The organism is Nonomuraea angiospora (assembly GCF_014873145.1).
GTDB classification, from domain to species: domain Bacteria; phylum Actinomycetota; class Actinomycetes; order Streptosporangiales; family Streptosporangiaceae; genus Nonomuraea; species Nonomuraea angiospora.
The window spans coordinates 4,508,589-4,523,406 of the sequence record NZ_JADBEK010000001.1 but is presented as its reverse complement, the minus strand read 5'-3'; the positions used below and the strand labels follow the sequence as shown (position 1 = coordinate 4,523,406).

The window sequence follows — 14,818 nt, the reverse complement described above, 5'->3', positions numbered from 1 at the left end:
TAACCGGTTGATTTTTCTCAATCGGTCGGGGATCCTCTGACGGGTGAGCCTGTTACGCGATCACGACTTCCGCCGGTTGTTCCTCGCCGACGTCGCCAGCCAGGCGGGCAGCCAGCTCCTGGTGCTGGCGCTGCCGCTGGTGGCCGTGTCGGCGCTGCGGGCCTCCGCGTTCGAGGTGGGCCTGCTGGCGGCGTGCCAGACGCTGGCGTTCGTGGTGATCGGGCTCCCCGCCGGCGCCCTCGTCGACCGGCTGCGCAAGCGCGTGGTCATGGTGGTCAGTGATTGGGCGAGGGCGCTGGCGCTTGCGTCCGTGCCGGTCGCGTGGTGGCTGGACGTGCTGACGATCCACCAGCTGTACGCGGTGGCGCTGGCGCTGGGCGTGTTCACCGTCTTCTTCGACGTCGCGTACCAGAGCTACCTGCCCAGCCTGGTCGAGCGCGAGCGGCTCGTGGAGGGCAACTCCACGCTGGAGATCGTGCGTACGGTGGCCCAGGTCGGCGGGCCGAGCGGGGGCGGCTACCTGATCCACCTGCTCACCGCGCCGTTCGCGCTGGCCGCCACGGCGGCCGGGTTCGCCTGGTCGGCGCTGTGCCTGGGCACGATCCGCCGGCACGAGCCCCGCCAGGAGCCCAGCCGGGCCGGCCTGGGCCGGGAGATCGCCGAAGGCGTGCGCCTCGTGCTCGGGCACCGGCTGCTGCGCCGCATCGCCGCCTGCACCGCCACCGCGAACTTCTTCGTCTCCGTGGCGCAGCCCATGGTCCTGCTCCTCCTGGCCAGGGAGCTCGGCCTGGACGCGGGCGCCATCGGCCTGCTCATGGCCTCGGGCGGCCTCGGCGGGATCGTCGGCGCGCTGGTCAACGCCCGGGTCGTCAGGTGGCTCGGACAGGGGCCGGCGATGTGGCTGGGCATAGCCGTGCCCGCGCCGCTGACGTTCGTGCTGCCATGGATGGCGGCCGACTGGCGGCTGGGGCTGTTCGTGATCTACGAGTTCTGCGTCGGGGCGGGGGTGGTGATCTACAACGTCACCCAGCTCAGCTTCCGCCAGGCCATCACGCCCGATCCGCTGCTCGGGCGGGTGAACGCCACCATGCGCTTCCTCGTCTGGGGCACGCTGCCGCTGGGCGGGCTGCTCGGCGGCGCGCTGGGCGGGGCCATCGGGGTGCGGCACACGCTCCTGGTCGCGGCGGCCGGGGCCTGCCTGGCGTTCCTGCCACTGGTCACCTCGCCCCTGCGCTCGATGCGCGAGCTGCCCGTCAGCAGTCACACACTCCGGTAGGGAAGATCTGCTTCAGCCTGGCCCCGCTCCTCCTCGGTCGGGTGCCAGGAGCCGTACAGGCCCCTCGCGACACGAGCACGGCGAGGACCACCACAGCCTTCATGACCACGACGGTGACACGCCGTCCATCCCTTGCACAGGCCCGATCTCGGCGAGGTGGGCTTGTGCTGGTCGCGAGGCCTTCGCGTTGCTCTAGTGTGAGCCGCCCCATGGTTTATGGGCGCGCATCCGGGCCGCGGACGTGCCAGTCTAGAACACGTGCTGCCCGACCGCCCAACCAAGCTCGTGCCGCCCGTGCTGGCCAAGATGGCCGCGTGGTGCGCGTGCCTGATCCTCGTCGGCGTGGTGGTCTACTTCTTCGCCCTCGTCATCGCCCGGCTCACGTTCGTGGCGCTGCCCGTGGCGATCGCGCTGCTGCTGACCGCGCTGCTGTTCCCGCTGACCAACAGCCTGCGCCAGGCGGGGATGCGGCCCATCTACGCCACCTGGATCACCATGCTGGTGGCCCTGGCCGTGCTCACCGGCACCGGGTGGCTGGTGGGGGCGCGGGCCAGCGACGAGTTCCCCAACCTCGTCCAGCAGGTGCAGGCGACGGCCCGATCGGTGCAGGACTGGCTGATCACCGGCCCTCTGCACCTCAAAGAGGCGCAGATCACGAGCTACGTCGACGAGATCGCCACCATGGTCAACGCGCAGCGCACGGCCATCACCGGCACCGTGCTGTCGGCCGGCGCGGTCGCCTTCGAGGTGCTCGCGTCCATCGTGCTGCTGCTGTTCGTGACGTTCTTCCTGCTCAAGGACGGCGATCGCATCTGGGCGTGGGTCCTGCGGGGGTTCGGCAACGTCGCGCCGCGCGTGGACCGGGCCGGGCGGGCCGCCTGGGCCACGCTCTCCCACTACGTGCAGGGCACCGTGGCCGTGGCCGCCGTGCACGGACTGATCATGGGCATCGTGCTGGCGGGCATGGGCGTGCCGCTGTGGGCGCCGCTGGCCGTGCTGATCTTCTTCGCCAGCTTCATCCCCATCGTCGGCATCTTCTTCGCCGGCACGATCGCCACCCTCGTCACGCTGGGCGCCAAGGGGCTCGTCTACGCGCTGATCTTCCTCGGCATCCTCATCGTCGAGCAGCAGCTGGAAAACCACGTGCTCCAGCCGCTGATCGTGGGCCGGGCGCTCAACTTCCATCCGCTGGCGATCATCCTGGTGCTGGCCATCGGCGGCATCCTGGCCGGCATCGCGGGGGCCGCCGTCGCCGTGCCGGTGGCGGCGGTGATCTACCGGGCGCTGCCCGAGCTCAGACACCAACCACCCGCCCTGCCACCGCCCAGCCACAGTCCTGATGAGGACACGGGGCCCGGCGAGGTTCCCCGCCCGCGCGGCGACGCTGCCGCTCCGCGCGACGACGCGCCCGGACCGCGCGGCGCGGAGCCCGGCGGCGAAGGCGCCGAGCCCGGGAGCAAGGGCGACAACGGCCGGCGGGTGGACACCGAGTAACCTCGTCAGCCGTGACTCCCTGTCTCCTCTCCGCTCCCGTGGGCACGACACTCCACTTGCGTGCCGGGTGCGACGGCATCGCGGGCGGGAAGGCGTACCTTGAGGCTGAGGGGCGAAACGGCCCCCGACGGTCCGGCCGGCGTCCGCGCGGCGGCGCTGTTCGTCGAGGTGAGCATGGGACACTTCGCCAAGCACGCCACCGTACAGAACACCGGGACTACGAGGTGAACCCTTGAGCAACGTAGAGGTCCTCATCCAGCGGCTCGACGCCGGGCTGCCGACGCCGTCCTACGCCCACGCGGGAGACGCGGGCGCCGACCTCTACGCGGCCGAGGACGTCGAGCTGCTGCCCGGCGAGCGGGCCGTGGTCGGGACGGGCGTCGCGATCGCGCTGCCCGACGGCTATGCCGCGTTCGTCCACCCGAGGTCCGGGCTGGCCGCCAAGCACGGCGTCACGCTGGTCAACGCGCCGGGCACGGTGGACGCGGGCTACCGCGGCGAGATCAGGGTGACGCTGATCAACACCGATGCCAAGGAGCCGTTCCGCCTCCAGCGGGGCGACCGGGTGGCCCAGCTCGTGGTCCAGCGGGTCGAGCGCGCGGCGTTCCACGAGGTGGAGCGCCTGCCGGGTTCGGTGCGCGGCGCCAACGGGTTCGGATCGACAGGACGATGATCATCGGGCCGCGCTGACGGCCCGCGAGCGAGGAGAGTGAGGAACGTGTTCCGACGTCGTCGTCGTGAGCAGTCGGAGCAGGTCGTCGAGCAGGATGCTGCCGCCCCTGCGCGAGATTCCGGCCCGTGGGACGCCGACGAGCCCCACCCGGAGACCGACAGGATCGACCTGGGCGGCCTGCGGCTGCCGCACAACCCCGACTTCGACGTGCGGCTGGCCTCCGTCGGAGACCAGCACGTCGGTGTCGTCGTGCTCTACGAGGAGAGCTCGCTGCAGCTCCAGGCCCTGGCCGCACCGCGCAGCTCGGGCCTGTGGGACGAGGTCAAGACCAAGATCCTGGCCCAGGCGCAGCATCTGGAGGAGCGGGAGGGCCCGTTCGGCAGTGAGCTGAGGGGCGAGATGAAGGTCGAGGACGGCTCCCGTCCCGCCCGATATCTCGGCATCGACGGGCCCCGCTGGTTCCTGCTCGCGGTGATCTCCGGCAAGGCGGCGCTCGACGAGGCCGTGGCGGCGGCGTACATCGACTTCGTCAAGGACGTCGTGGTGGTCCGGGGCGGCGATCCGATGGCCCGCGAGGAGCCCATCCCGCTGCGCCGCCCCAACGAACAACCAGGCGAGCAGGCGGACGAGCGGCCCGGCCTCAACCCGTTCAAACGGGGGCCCGAAATCAGCGAGATTCGCTGAGGGCTGACATCGCGCCGACATCACATAGGCTGATTCATCATGAGTACGGCAGAGCCTCCGAAACGCGGGGGATTGCGCGGCTTCTTCAGTCGGCTGGCCTCACCCCAGTCCGAGATCGAGGCCCAGGAACTGCGAGAAGACGCCGACGAGGTGGGTGCCACCCCCATCGTGTCGTGTGGCGGCCGCCGGCGCTTCTGCGTGGCGGGTACGCTACGTACGGTGACACTCCGTCCGAGAGGCGGCGCCCCCGCCCTCGAGGCCGAGCTCTACGACGGGTCCGACGTGATCGACCTGGTCTGGCTCGGCCGCCGCAAGATCGCGGGCATCGAGCCCGGCCGCACGGTCAAAGCCGAGGGCCTGGTCAGCATGCAGGACGGACGCAAGGTGATGTTCAATCCGCGTTACGAGCTGCGCCCAGGGAGTTGACACGTGAGTGCTGAGGCGGAAGAGGTCGCCCACGACACCGTTGAGGCGGCGGTGCGAGCCCAGCTCGCCAAGGCGTTCGGCGGGGTGCGCGGCATCATCGAGGCGGCGATCCCCACGATCGCCTTCACGGTGTGCTGGGTCACCACCGAGGAGCTGAAGCTGTCGCTCATCGTGAGCGTCTCGATCGCGGTGGTGCTGCTGCTGGTCAGGATCGTGCAGCGGTCCACGCCGCAGTTCGTGATCAACAGCCTGATCGGCATCGCGATCGGCGCGTTCTTCGCCAGCCGCACCGGCGACGCGAAGGACTACTTCCTGCCCGGCATCCTGTGGAACGCCGGCTACATGGTGGCGATGCTGCTGTCCATCGTCACCCGGTGGCCGGTGGTGGGCTTCCTGATCGGCTCGGTCACGGGCGACCCGACCGCCTGGCACAAGGACCCGGGCATCGTGAAGCTGTGCACCCGGCTGACCTGGCTGCTCCTGCTGCCGTGCGCGGTCCGGGTGGCCGTGCAGGGGCCGGTCTACTGGTTCGGCGGCGGCAACGAGGCGGTCGCCGCCCTCGGCGTGGCCAAGATCGCCATGGGCTGGCCGCTCCAGGTGGCCGCCCTCGGCGCCATGCTCTGGGTCCTCGGCCGCGGCCGCACCCCGATCAAGCCCCCGGTGGCCCCGGCCTGACGATCGGCCCGGCTCGGCCGCCATCCGGCCGAGCCGCCCTGGTAAAGATCTCCGGATCGTTTCCTTGACAAGCCGATCCACGCGCGCGGGTACGAAGTGTGGCGAACGATCACTTCGAGCCAATCGGGGGCTCTCATGTACATACGCGCCGTCACCGCTCTGGCCACGGCCGCTGCCGCCATGCTCCTGTCAGCCGGGCCTGCGGTGGCCGACGACTGGAAGGGGCCGGAAGAGGCTCTGTGCGAACGGTACCTGGAGTGGCTGGACGAAGGCTTCATCGTGCTGCCCATGAAGATCACCGCACACTGCGTCGACCCGTCCGACCCGCGTCTCCGGCTGACCTTCGACTGAGCGCCGCTTCCGCTCGGAAAGACCTCTCGCTCGTTGGGGCGAGGGGTCTTCGTGTTTCTTGCTCATGGGTCACGGTCCGAGGGCCAGAACTTCGGCGGCGTCGATGAGACGGGGGCGACTTGCCGCGGCAGCCCTGGCTCCCCGAGGGCGTGCGCCATGGTGAGTGGGACCGGTCTGGGGTGTGGGCCTGCGCCCCGCAGGGCGCTGCCCGAGCTCTCGTCGCGCGTGGCGCGCCTTGAGGCGAGGGCCTCGCCGTCGCGGGGTCGAAGGGGCGGAGCCCTGGGAGGCAGGGCCTGAGCGCCCGCATGGCGCGAAGCGCTCCGGGTGCGAGGGCCTCGCCTTGCGGGCTAGTGCTGGGAGAGCAGGTGGGCGAGCTCCTGCTCCACCTCCTGGTTCGCGACGAACAGCAGCTCGTCGCCCGCCTCCAGCGGATCGTCCGCCGTCGGCACCAGGACCCGGCCCTCCCGCAGGATCGCGACCAGGGCGGAGTCCACCGGCCACGGCACCGAGCCGGCCCGCTGGCCCACGACCGGGGCGTCCTCGGCCAGCGTGAGCTCCACGAGGTTGGCCTGGCCCTGGCGGAAGGTCATCAGGCGGACGAGGTCGCCGACGCTGACCGCCTCCTCCACCAGGGCGCTCAGCAGGCGCGGGGTCGAGACGGCCACGTCGACGCCCCAGGACTCGTTGAAGAGCCACTCGTTGTTGGGGTGGTTGATGCGGGCCACCACGCGCGGAACGCCGTACTCGGTCTTGGCCAGCAGCGAGACCACCAGGTTGACCTTGTCGTCGCCGGAGGAGGCGACCACGACGTGGCAGTTGCTGAGCCCGGCCTCGTCGAGGGAGGCGATCTCGCAGGCGTCGGCGAGGAGCCATTCGGCGCGCGGCACGCTGTCGATCTTGATGGCCCGGGGGTCCACGTCGATGAGCAGGACCTCGTGGCCGTTCTCCAGGAGCTCGGCCGCGATGGAGCGGCCCACGGCGCCCGCTCCGGCGATGGCGACGCGCATCACTCGTCCTCTTCCGGTGCCGCGGCGAGCACCTTGTTGATCCGGTCCATGTCGTTCTCCGCGGCGATGACGTGGAGCACGTCGCCCTCCTGCACCACGGTGTCCTCCGTGATGGTCAGGGCCTCGCCCATGCGGTTGATGAAGGCCACGCGCGCCCTGGCGCGGTGCTCGAGGTCGACGACGCGGGTGCCGATCCACTCGGGGTTGGCGGTGACCTCGGCCAGGATGATCGTGCCCGTCGGGTCGCGCCAGAGCGGCTCGGCGCCCTCGGGGAGGATGCGGCGCAGGATCTGGTCGGCCGTCCACCGTACGGTCGCCACCGTGGGGATGCCGAGCCGCTGGTAGACCTCGGCGCGGCGAGGGTCGTAGATGCGGGCGACCACATTGTCCACGCCGAACGTCTCGCGGGCCACTCGGGCGGAGATGATGTTGGAGTTGTCGCCGCTGGAGACCGCGACGTACGCGGCGGCGGACTCGATGCCGGCCTCGGTGAGCACGTCGCGATCGAAGCCCACGCCCGTCACCCGCCGCCCTCGGAACCCGGCGCGAAGCCGCCGGAACGCCTGCGGGTCGCGGTCGATGATGGCGACGGAATGGCCGCTGTCCTCGAGGATATGAGCGAGAGTCGAACCGACCCGGCCACACCCCATGATCACTATATGCATTTCCCCCCGCACTTTCGCGGTCGGCCCATTGCTGGACACCAGTATGGCCCGAGGGGGGAGCGCCTCGTTTAAGGCCTCCGCATGGGGCTAGCATCTCGTTACGTGGCGAAGGTAACGGATCTTGTCAAACGCTTGCTCGTGGGGCGCGCCCTGCGTAGCGGGCAGCTTCACGAGCAACTCCTCCCAAAACGGATAGCACTGCCGGTTTTCGCGAGTGACGCGCTCTCTTCTGTGGCGTATGCGCCACAAGAGATTCTGGTCATCCTGTCGTTGGCCGGAGTCTCCTTCTACACCTACAGTCCCTGGGTCGCGGTCGCCGTCGTGGTCGTGATGCTCACCGTCGTGGCGTCGTACCGGCAGAACGTGCACGCCTATCCGAGCGGCGGCGGGGACTACGAGGTCGCGACCACCAACCTCGGCAAGAACGCCGGGCTCACCGTCGCCAGCGCGCTCATGGTCGACTACGTGCTCACGGTCGCGGTGTCCGTCGCCAACGGCGTCGACTACGTCGGCGCCACGATCCCGTTCGTGGGGCAGCACAAACCCGCCATCGCCATCGCCATCGTGATCCTGCTCACGGTGATCAACCTGCGCGGCATCCGCGAGTCCGGCGCCGCCTTCGCCGTCCCCACGTACGCGTTCATGATCGCCGTGCTGCTCCTCATCGGCTGGGGCGGGTTCCGGCTGCTGGTGCTCGGTGAGCAGCTCCAGGCGCCGAGCGCCCACTTCACCATCGAGGCCGAGCAGACCAACCTGACCGCCTTCGCCGCCGCGTTCCTGATCCTGCGCGCGTTCTCCTCCGGCTGCGCCGCCCTGACGGGCGTCGAGGCCATCAGCAACGGCGTGCCCGCCTTCAGAAAGCCCAAGAGCAAGAACGCCGCCACCACGCTGCTGATGATGGGCCTGGTCGCGATCACCATGTTCGGCGGCATCATCGCGCTCGGCCTCGCGTCGGGCGTGAAGATCGCCGAGCCGTCCGTGGTCGCCACCGACCTGCACCTGCCCAACGGCAACCCCGTCGGCCCCGGCTACTACCAGCAGCCGATCATCTCCCAGGTGGCCGACGCGGTGTTCGGCGGGGGGTCGCTGCCGTTCGTGGTGATCTCGGCGGTGACCGCCCTGATCCTCTTCCTGGCCGCCAACACGGCCTTCAACGGCTTCCCGGTGCTCGGCTCCATCCTGGCGCAGGACCGTTACCTGCCGCGCCAGCTCCACACCCGCGGCGACCGGCTGGCCTTCTCCAACGGCATCATCATCCTCGCGCTCGGCGCGTGCCTGCTGCTGTGGGGGTTCCAGGCCGACGTCAGCCGCCTGCTGAACCTCTACATCGTCGGCGTCTTCGTCTCGTTCACGCTCAGCCAGATCGGCATGGTCATCCACTGGACCCGCCACCTGAAGACCGAGACCGACCCCAAGGTGCGCCACCAGATGCACCGCTCCCGCGTGATCAACTTCTTCGGCGGGATCATGACGGGGCTCGTGCTGGTGGTCGTGCTGCTGACGAAGTTCCTGGTCGGGGCGTGGATCGTGTGCATCGCGATGCCGATCCTGTTCCTCATGATGAAGGGCATCAGGCGCCACTACGACAACGTGGCGGCCGAGCTGGAGATCAGCGAGGAGTACGAGCCGACCATGCTGCCCGCGCGCAACCACGCGATCGTGCTCGTCTCCAAGCTGCACAAGCCGACCATGCGCGCGCTGGCCTACGCCCGCGCCACCAGGCCGTCCACGCTGGAGGCCATCACGGTGGGCGTCGAGGGCGAGGACGCGCGCAAGCTGCAGGAGGAGTGGGAGCGGCGGGGCATCCCGGTGCCGCTCAAGATGCTCGACTCGCCGTACCGCGAGATCACGCAGCCCATCCTCGACTACGTCAAGACCCTGCGGCGGCGCTCGCCGCGCGATGTGGTGACCGTGTTCATCCCCGAGTACGTGGTCGGCCACTGGTGGGAGCACGCGCTGCACAACCAGAGCGCGCTCAGGCTGAAGGCGAGGCTGCTGTTCAAGCCGGGGGTCATGGTGACGAGCGTGCCCTGGCAGCTGCACTCCTCCGACCGCCTCAAGGGCAGGCCGGAACCGTTCGCGCCGGGCTCGGTGCGCCGCCCCTGGGACCAGACCGTCAAAGACGGAGAGCAGGCTCGGGCATAGGGTGTCCCTGTGGAACAGGCATCTCTCGAGCTGACGGTAGGTCCGGTCGCGCACGGCGGCTGGTGCGTGGCGCGCCACGAAGGGCGCGTGGTGTTCGTACGCCACGCCTTGCCAGGTGAGCGGGTGATCGCCGACGTCACCGAGGAGACCACCAGGTTCCTGCGTGCCGACGCCGTGGAGATCCTGGAGCCCTCGCCCGACCGCGTCGTCCCGCCGTGCCCGTACGCCGGCCCTGGGCGGTGCGGCGGCTGCGACTGGCAGCACGCCACGCTCGAGGCGCAGCGGCGGCTCAAGGGGCAGGTGGTGGCCGAGCAGCTCAAGCGGCTCGCGGGCCTGTCGCGCGAGGTCGTGGTGGAGGAGGTGCCGGGCGCCAAGGACGGGCTCGGCTGGCGCACCCGCGTGCAGTTCGCCGCCCGGCCCGGTGGTGAGCTGGGCTTCCGCCGGCATCGTTCGCACGACATCGAGGTCGTGGACGCCTGCCTGATCGCCCACCCGGAGGTGGAGGCGGTCGGGGCGGAGCAGCATTCCTGGCCGGGCGCGGCCGGCGTCGAGGTCATCGCGTCCTCCTCCGGCGACCGGGCCGTGGTCGTCTCGCCCAGGCCGCGCCGCAGCGTCACCGTGCCCGAGCTGGAAGCGCCCGCCTCGATCCTCCTCGACCAGGGCAAGGGCCGCACGGTGCCGCGCCGCGGCTCGGGGGTGCTGCACGAGCAGGTCGGCGACCGCGGCTTCCGGGTGGCGGGCAGCGGATTCTGGCAGGTCCACCCGGGCGCCGCCGAGACGCTGCTGGACGCGGTGCTGGCCTACGCGGCCCCGGAGCCGGGGGAGTGGGCGCTCGACCTCTACTGCGGGGTGGGGCTGTTCGCCGCCGGGCTGGCGGAGGCCGTGGGGGCCGAGGGAGCGGTGTTCGGGCTGGAGTCGGAGGCGGCCGCCGTCCGCGACGCCCGCGCCAACCTCCGCGACCTGCCGCAGGCCCGGGTGGAGCGGGGAAGGGTCGAGGAGGCGCTGGACCGCTTCCAGATCGAACGCGCCGACCTCGTGGTCGTCGACCCGCCCCGTTCGGGGCTGGGGCGCGAGGTGGTGGAGCGGATCGCCTCGCTGGACGCGCAGCGGATCGTGTACGTCTCCTGCGACCCGGCCACGCTGGCGCGGGACCTGGCCTGGCTGGCGGAGCTCGGTTACCCGCTCTCCGACCTGCGGGCCTTCGACGCCTTCCCGATGACCCACCACGTGGAGTGCGTGGCCCTGCTGGCCAAGGCGTAGATCACGGCTCTGACCAGCAGCGGGACAACTGAAATGCGTCTCAGGGTGTCCCTGACTCCAAGATCATGAAACGCCCCGCCACCGAAACCGGTGACGGGGCGTGTTCGTCGAGGGCGGTCGATCAATTCTCGTCGTCCGGCTCCGGGCCCACGAACGAGCCGAAGTCGGGCCGGGCGTAGATCTTCCCCTCGTCTCTGAGGCCCTTGATGGCCTTCGCGTCGCCGAACTCCTCGATGACCGCCAGCAGCACCGGATCTTGAGGCGAGGCGGCGATGGGCGACGCGGACTACGGCGCGCTCTGGTTCGCCCTCGTTGTCAGAGCGCTGGCGGACCTGCTCGCCGGCCGGAAGCAATAGGAGGACCCGGCATAAGTAAGCCCCGCCGCCGTCGTCGTACTCCATCGCTCCCTTCTGGGCGTCTCACCCCGTCCACATCCCTACTCCCAGGAGCCACACAACGCTGGAGCGTTCCTCACCTCAGCGCCGGCCCCCGCCAACGCACAAACAACGGCATCCGCCACCACCTACAGAGGGGAGGGCGACGACGTGGTCAGCATCGAGTCCAACCTGATCGTCTGGGCACTCGGCAATCACGGCCGGACCAAGGGCCTTCTCGTCAACAAGATCGGCGACTACCGAGGGCGCGTGGTCCTTCCTGCCGGCACGCGCTGTGCCACGATCCAGGCACGGGGCAAACGGCCCCGCTCCTCGGCCTTGTTGGCGAAGTAGACAAGACGGAAGCGGCCCGTGATCACCACTGTGACCACGGGGCGTATCACGTGTCGGGGGACGTGCGCCTGGCCCGGTTTCACCGCTGAGATCACACATACGAAGAACGTTGGGAGTGGATCATAGAGATCATTTCTCCCCGGACAGGTAATCAAGGGGCTGTTGAGGTCATTACCAGGCGTGGACGATTCACAAGCGCGACTCACCGCGCTGTATGAGGAGCACTACCGCAGCGTGCTCAGCTACGTGCTGCTGCGAGCCGATCAGGAGACGGCCGAGGACATCGCCAGCGAGACCTTTGTGATCGCGTGGCGAAAACTCAGCCGCCTGCCGGAGCCGCCGCTGCCGTGGCTGCTCGGCGTGGCTCGCAACTTGGTACGGACGCAACGTCGCACCAGTGCGCGCAGGCACAACCTGGTCGCGCGGCTCGCCGAACTTGCCCCTGCCGACGACGTGGCCGAGCAGGTGGCTGCGCGGCAGGCGGCGCTTGCAGCGCTGGCAGAACTATCCGAACTCGATGCCGAGGCCGTGCTGCTGGCCAGCTGGTACGGCCTCACCCCGGCCGAGGCCGCGAAGATCGCCGGTTGCTCGGCTCGCACCTTCAACGTACGGCTGCACCGCGCCCGTCGCCGTCTCACCGACGCGCTCGACCTCACCCAGCCCACGTTCCTGGAGCAGTCATGAACGACCTCAACGGCCTGATCACCTCCTTGCGCCCCAACACCGAGGACGCTTACCAGCGCCGCCGCGACGCCGACCTCGCACGCGCCTTCTCCACCCGTCGCCGTCGCGGCTTCTCCCTCCGGGTGCGGTTTGTGGCCGTGGCCGCACCTGTCGCCCTCGCCGGCATCGTGGCCGCGGTCGCACTGACATCCAGCGGTACCCCGTCACCGGATCACAGTGCCGCAACGGATCACGACGTCAGGGCGTCGAGCCTGCACCAGTTCGTTCTGATGAGCTCGAAAGGGCCGGGAATCAGGGTCTTTCTGTGCAAGCAGGACGATCCATGGCCCGCGTGCGGAGGCATCATGGCCGATCCGCCGGGCAGGGCTACAGCGATCACCGAACAGCAAAAGGCGGACGTCGAGCGAACGCTGGGCAAACTACCAGGGGTCGTGAGCGTCACCTTCGAGGACCAGGCCGCCGCACTCGCCAGATTCCGTAAATTCGCTCCTCAAATGACGGGCGTAGGGATCAAAGACATGAGCGAGTCGTTTCTCGTCACCATGGAGCCCGGCGCGGACAACAGTCCAGTGATCAGAAAGGCGAAAAGCATGCCCGGGGTCTCGAACGCCTTCGAACAGGTTCCCCCTCCGCAGATGCCGCCGCTATCCACAAGCCGGCCTGCAGAGTGAAGCCGTCCTCACTGCGCTTGCCGTGCGGCCTTCACCTCCCGGGAGCAGACAAGACGAAACCCCCACGCATCATGCTGCTGGACGCAGAGCGGCGAAGTGAGAGCTGAGGGTCGGGTCAGAGGCGTTCCGGTCAGCCAGGCGCCGAGCCTGGTGAGGTTCATCGCCGTGGCGATGAGTAGGTGGTGTCGTCTCTGAGGTCACCGCGAAAGTGTGCCATATGCCCCTAAACTGGGCGATTTCTTTCGCGGATTGCGCCCAGAACGATGTCCCGCTCTGCGCGCAGATCGCGCCGCCGGTGCGCGGCATCAACGCCGAATAGCCGGCCAGGCGCGGGTGCGGGCGCGGGCGGCCTGATCACTGCTCGCGTCAGCCCGTCGAAGATCGCGGCCGTCGGATGCGGGGGCGGTCGTGCCGGATGCGCCGGGCTTCTTCGTGAACCCCCAAGCGATCCTCCGCGTATCTCCAGGTGGCTCCCACGGGGGCCAGGGGTGCGCAAAGCCCGGCGGGACAGGGGTTTCGGGCCCGCGGCGGCGGGGGCACGGACGCCTCAGGTGGCACTCTGGTTTACCTGAGTTTCGAGATTTATGTCGCAATTGAGTGACAAGTCGGTCTCGTTCCCGACAGAATGCCTTGCCATCCAGCGTCTATGGCAACTGGAGGGAATCCCCTATGCGTAGACCCATTGGGGTATTTGCCGGGCTCATCGGCCTGGCGGTGCTCTGCGCGCCGATCAGTGCGGCCGAGGCCGCGGCGCAGAGCTCGGCTGAGGCGAAGGCTTCGTGCCGCGTGAACGTGGCCAAGCCCAGCCTCACCAACGCATTGAAGATCAAGTCGTTCGCCACCCGGCGTAACTGCGACGACACCGCACTCTTGCGCATCCGTATCAAGCGCGCCGTCCCTGGCCCCGACCCCGTCGTCAAGAGCGGGGCCTCCAAGGACGGCCGCATCACCCTGACACTCGCCTGCAAACCGGGCACCTACTACGCGGTCGCGACCGACTATCGCGGCGGCACCGCCAAGTCCCGGGCCATCCGGCTGACCTGCACCCCTGACAGCACGCCGACACCCACCCCCACCACCCCCACTCCCACCGGCACGTCGACCCCGACGCCCTCCGCGCCGCCCCCGGCGTCCGGAGGGGCGGTCGGCACGGCCGAGGAGAACGAAGTCCTCAGGCTGACCAATGCCGAGCGGGCCAAGGGCGGCTGCCAGCCGCTCAAGCACGACCCGCAGCTGCGCGCCGCCGCGTTCGGCCACTCCGACGACATGGCGAAGCAGGGCTACTTCGACCACACCTCCAAGGACGGCCGCAGCTTCATGGACCGCATCCGGGCCGCCGGCTTCAGCGGAGGCAACGCCTTCGCCGAGAACATCGCCTTCGGCCAGCCCTCCCCGGCCTCCGTGGTCGAGGGCTGGATGAACAGCGCGGGCCACCGGGCCAACATCATGAACTGCCGGTACAACCTGATCGGCGTCGGTGTGGCCAAGAACTCCCAGGGCCGGATCTACTGGACCCAGGACTTCGCGGCCAAGTAGGCCAAGCAGGTCGAGCCAGTAGGTCGAGCCAGTAGGTCGAGCTAGGAGGCCAGGTAGCCGCGCAGTCGGCCCATCTCGTCGGCGATGGTGGCCAGGGTCCAGTGGGCGTTCAATCCGCTCGGGTTGGGCAGCACCCACACCCTGGCCCCACCGACGAGCTCCTCCTGGGGGCCGATGCGGGCCTTGGGACGGGCGAAGGCCGCGCGGTACGCCGAGATCCCCAGCACCGCGAGGATCGCCGGCTCAGCGGCCGCCACCTTCGCGGCCAGGGCCTGGCCGCTCTCGACCAGCTCCTCCTTGGTCAGCTCCGACGCCTTGGCGCTCGGGCGGGCGACGATGTTCGTGATGCCCAGCCCGTACGAGGGGAGGAGGTGCTGCTCGGCGGGGGCCAGCAGGCGCGGGGTGAAGCCGGACAGGTGCAGCGCCGGCCAGAAGCGGTTGCCGGGCCGGGCGAAGTGGTGGCCGGTGGCCTCGGACATGAGGCCGGGATTGATGCCGCAGAACAGCACGTCGAGCTTGGGGGCCAGGACGTCGTCGATCACG

18 protein-coding genes are annotated in these 14,818 nt (G+C 69.7%); 14 read left to right on the top strand and 4 right to left on the bottom strand.

The genetic code is table 11. From position 1 onward, the window contains the following. Positions 1 to 43: 43 nt before the first annotated feature. The 8 genes from H4W80_RS20445 (at position 44) to H4W80_RS20415 (ending at position 5,579) form a co-directional block, all read left to right on the top strand. Positions 44 to 1,276 carry an MFS transporter gene (locus H4W80_RS20445; RefSeq protein WP_192786557.1) on the top strand — a complete coding sequence of 411 codons (1,233 nt, stop codon included), beginning with the start codon at positions 44 to 46 and terminating at the stop codon, positions 1,274 to 1,276. Positions 1,277 to 1,534: 258 nt separating this feature from the next. Beyond that, positions 1,535 to 2,770: an AI-2E family transporter gene (locus H4W80_RS20440; RefSeq protein WP_318786964.1), complete on the top strand. Its 1,236-nt coding sequence runs from the start codon at positions 1,535 to 1,537 to the stop codon at positions 2,768 to 2,770. A gap of 99 nt (positions 2,771 to 2,869) precedes the next feature. Next, complete coding sequence (locus H4W80_RS62790) at positions 2,870 to 2,998, top strand: hypothetical protein (RefSeq protein WP_264085994.1); 129 nt, start codon at positions 2,870 to 2,872, stop codon at positions 2,996 to 2,998. 4 nt (positions 2,999 to 3,002) lie between these two features. After that, positions 3,003 to 3,443: a dUTP diphosphatase gene (gene dut, locus H4W80_RS20435; protein ID WP_192786556.1), complete on the top strand. Its 441-nt coding sequence runs from the start codon at positions 3,003 to 3,005 to the stop codon at positions 3,441 to 3,443. A gap of 45 nt (positions 3,444 to 3,488) precedes the next feature. Next, a complete protein-coding gene (locus tag H4W80_RS20430; RefSeq protein WP_192786555.1) occupies positions 3,489 to 4,127 on the top strand; it encodes a DUF3710 domain-containing protein in 639 nt (212 codons plus the stop codon). Positions 4,128 to 4,346: 219 nt separating this feature from the next. After that, a complete protein-coding gene (locus tag H4W80_RS64920) occupies positions 4,347 to 4,553 on the top strand; it encodes an OB-fold nucleic acid binding domain-containing protein (protein WP_225289212.1) in 207 nt (68 codons plus the stop codon). Positions 4,554 to 4,556: 3 nt separating this feature from the next. After that, positions 4,557 to 5,228, top strand: a complete 672-nt coding sequence (locus tag H4W80_RS20420; RefSeq protein WP_318786963.1) for a DUF3159 domain-containing protein — start codon at positions 4,557 to 4,559, stop codon at positions 5,226 to 5,228. Positions 5,229 to 5,363: 135 nt separating this feature from the next. Next, positions 5,364 to 5,579 (top strand): hypothetical protein, encoded by a 216-nt coding sequence (locus tag H4W80_RS20415; protein WP_192786554.1) that lies wholly within the window; start codon positions 5,364 to 5,366, stop codon positions 5,577 to 5,579. 347 nt (positions 5,580 to 5,926) lie between these two features. Here H4W80_RS20415 and H4W80_RS20410 read toward each other — a convergent pair whose 3' ends face one another. Both H4W80_RS20410 and H4W80_RS20405 read right to left on the bottom strand, forming a co-directional pair. Beyond that, on the bottom strand, positions 5,927 to 6,586 hold the full coding sequence (locus H4W80_RS20410; protein ID WP_185077843.1) for a potassium channel family protein: 660 nt from the start codon (positions 6,584 to 6,586) through the stop codon (positions 5,927 to 5,929). Beyond that, positions 6,586 to 7,251, bottom strand: coding sequence for a potassium channel family protein (locus tag H4W80_RS20405; protein ID WP_192786553.1), 666 nt, complete (start codon positions 7,249 to 7,251; stop codon positions 6,586 to 6,588). Before H4W80_RS20405 ends, H4W80_RS20410 begins: the two co-directional genes overlap by 1 nt. A gap of 102 nt (positions 7,252 to 7,353) precedes the next feature. On the opposite strand from H4W80_RS20405, the gene H4W80_RS20400 reads away from it, so the two are divergent. Beyond that, the gene (locus tag H4W80_RS20400; RefSeq protein WP_192786552.1) at positions 7,354 to 9,396 is read left to right on the top strand and encodes an APC family permease; all 2,043 of its coding nucleotides are present in this window, start codon (positions 7,354 to 7,356) and stop codon (positions 9,394 to 9,396) included. 9 nt (positions 9,397 to 9,405) lie between these two features. Next, positions 9,406 to 10,656 carry a class I SAM-dependent RNA methyltransferase gene (locus H4W80_RS20395; RefSeq protein WP_318786962.1) on the top strand — a complete coding sequence of 417 codons (1,251 nt, stop codon included), beginning with the start codon at positions 9,406 to 9,408 and terminating at the stop codon, positions 10,654 to 10,656. 121 nt (positions 10,657 to 10,777) lie between these two features. Here the strand turns inward: H4W80_RS20395 and H4W80_RS62785 are convergent, their stop codons facing one another. After that, complete coding sequence (locus H4W80_RS62785) at positions 10,778 to 10,906, bottom strand: hypothetical protein (protein ID WP_264085993.1); 129 nt, start codon at positions 10,904 to 10,906, stop codon at positions 10,778 to 10,780. Positions 10,907 to 11,201: 295 nt separating this feature from the next. On the opposite strand from H4W80_RS62785, the gene H4W80_RS20390 reads away from it, so the two are divergent. From H4W80_RS20390 to H4W80_RS20375, 4 genes are all read left to right on the top strand, one after another. Further along, entirely contained in the window at positions 11,202 to 11,384 is a 183-nt protein-coding gene (locus H4W80_RS20390; protein ID WP_192786551.1) for a hypothetical protein, read from the top strand. Positions 11,385 to 11,564: 180 nt separating this feature from the next. Then, positions 11,565 to 12,068 (top strand): RNA polymerase sigma factor, encoded by a 504-nt coding sequence (locus H4W80_RS20385; RefSeq protein ID WP_192786550.1) that lies wholly within the window; start codon positions 11,565 to 11,567, stop codon positions 12,066 to 12,068. Then, positions 12,065 to 12,739 (top strand): permease-like cell division protein FtsX, encoded by a 675-nt coding sequence (locus H4W80_RS20380; protein ID WP_192786549.1) that lies wholly within the window; start codon positions 12,065 to 12,067, stop codon positions 12,737 to 12,739. Before H4W80_RS20385 ends, H4W80_RS20380 begins: the two co-directional genes overlap by 4 nt. A 669-nt stretch (positions 12,740 to 13,408) precedes the next feature. Next, positions 13,409 to 14,275 carry a CAP domain-containing protein gene (locus H4W80_RS20375; protein ID WP_192786548.1) on the top strand — a complete coding sequence of 289 codons (867 nt, stop codon included), beginning with the start codon at positions 13,409 to 13,411 and terminating at the stop codon, positions 14,273 to 14,275. 41 nt (positions 14,276 to 14,316) lie between these two features. Here H4W80_RS20375 and mug read toward each other — a convergent pair whose 3' ends face one another. Next, complete coding sequence (gene mug / locus H4W80_RS20370; protein WP_318786961.1) at positions 14,317 to 14,817, bottom strand: G/U mismatch-specific DNA glycosylase; 501 nt, start codon at positions 14,815 to 14,817, stop codon at positions 14,317 to 14,319. Position 14,818 lies beyond the last annotated feature (1 nt).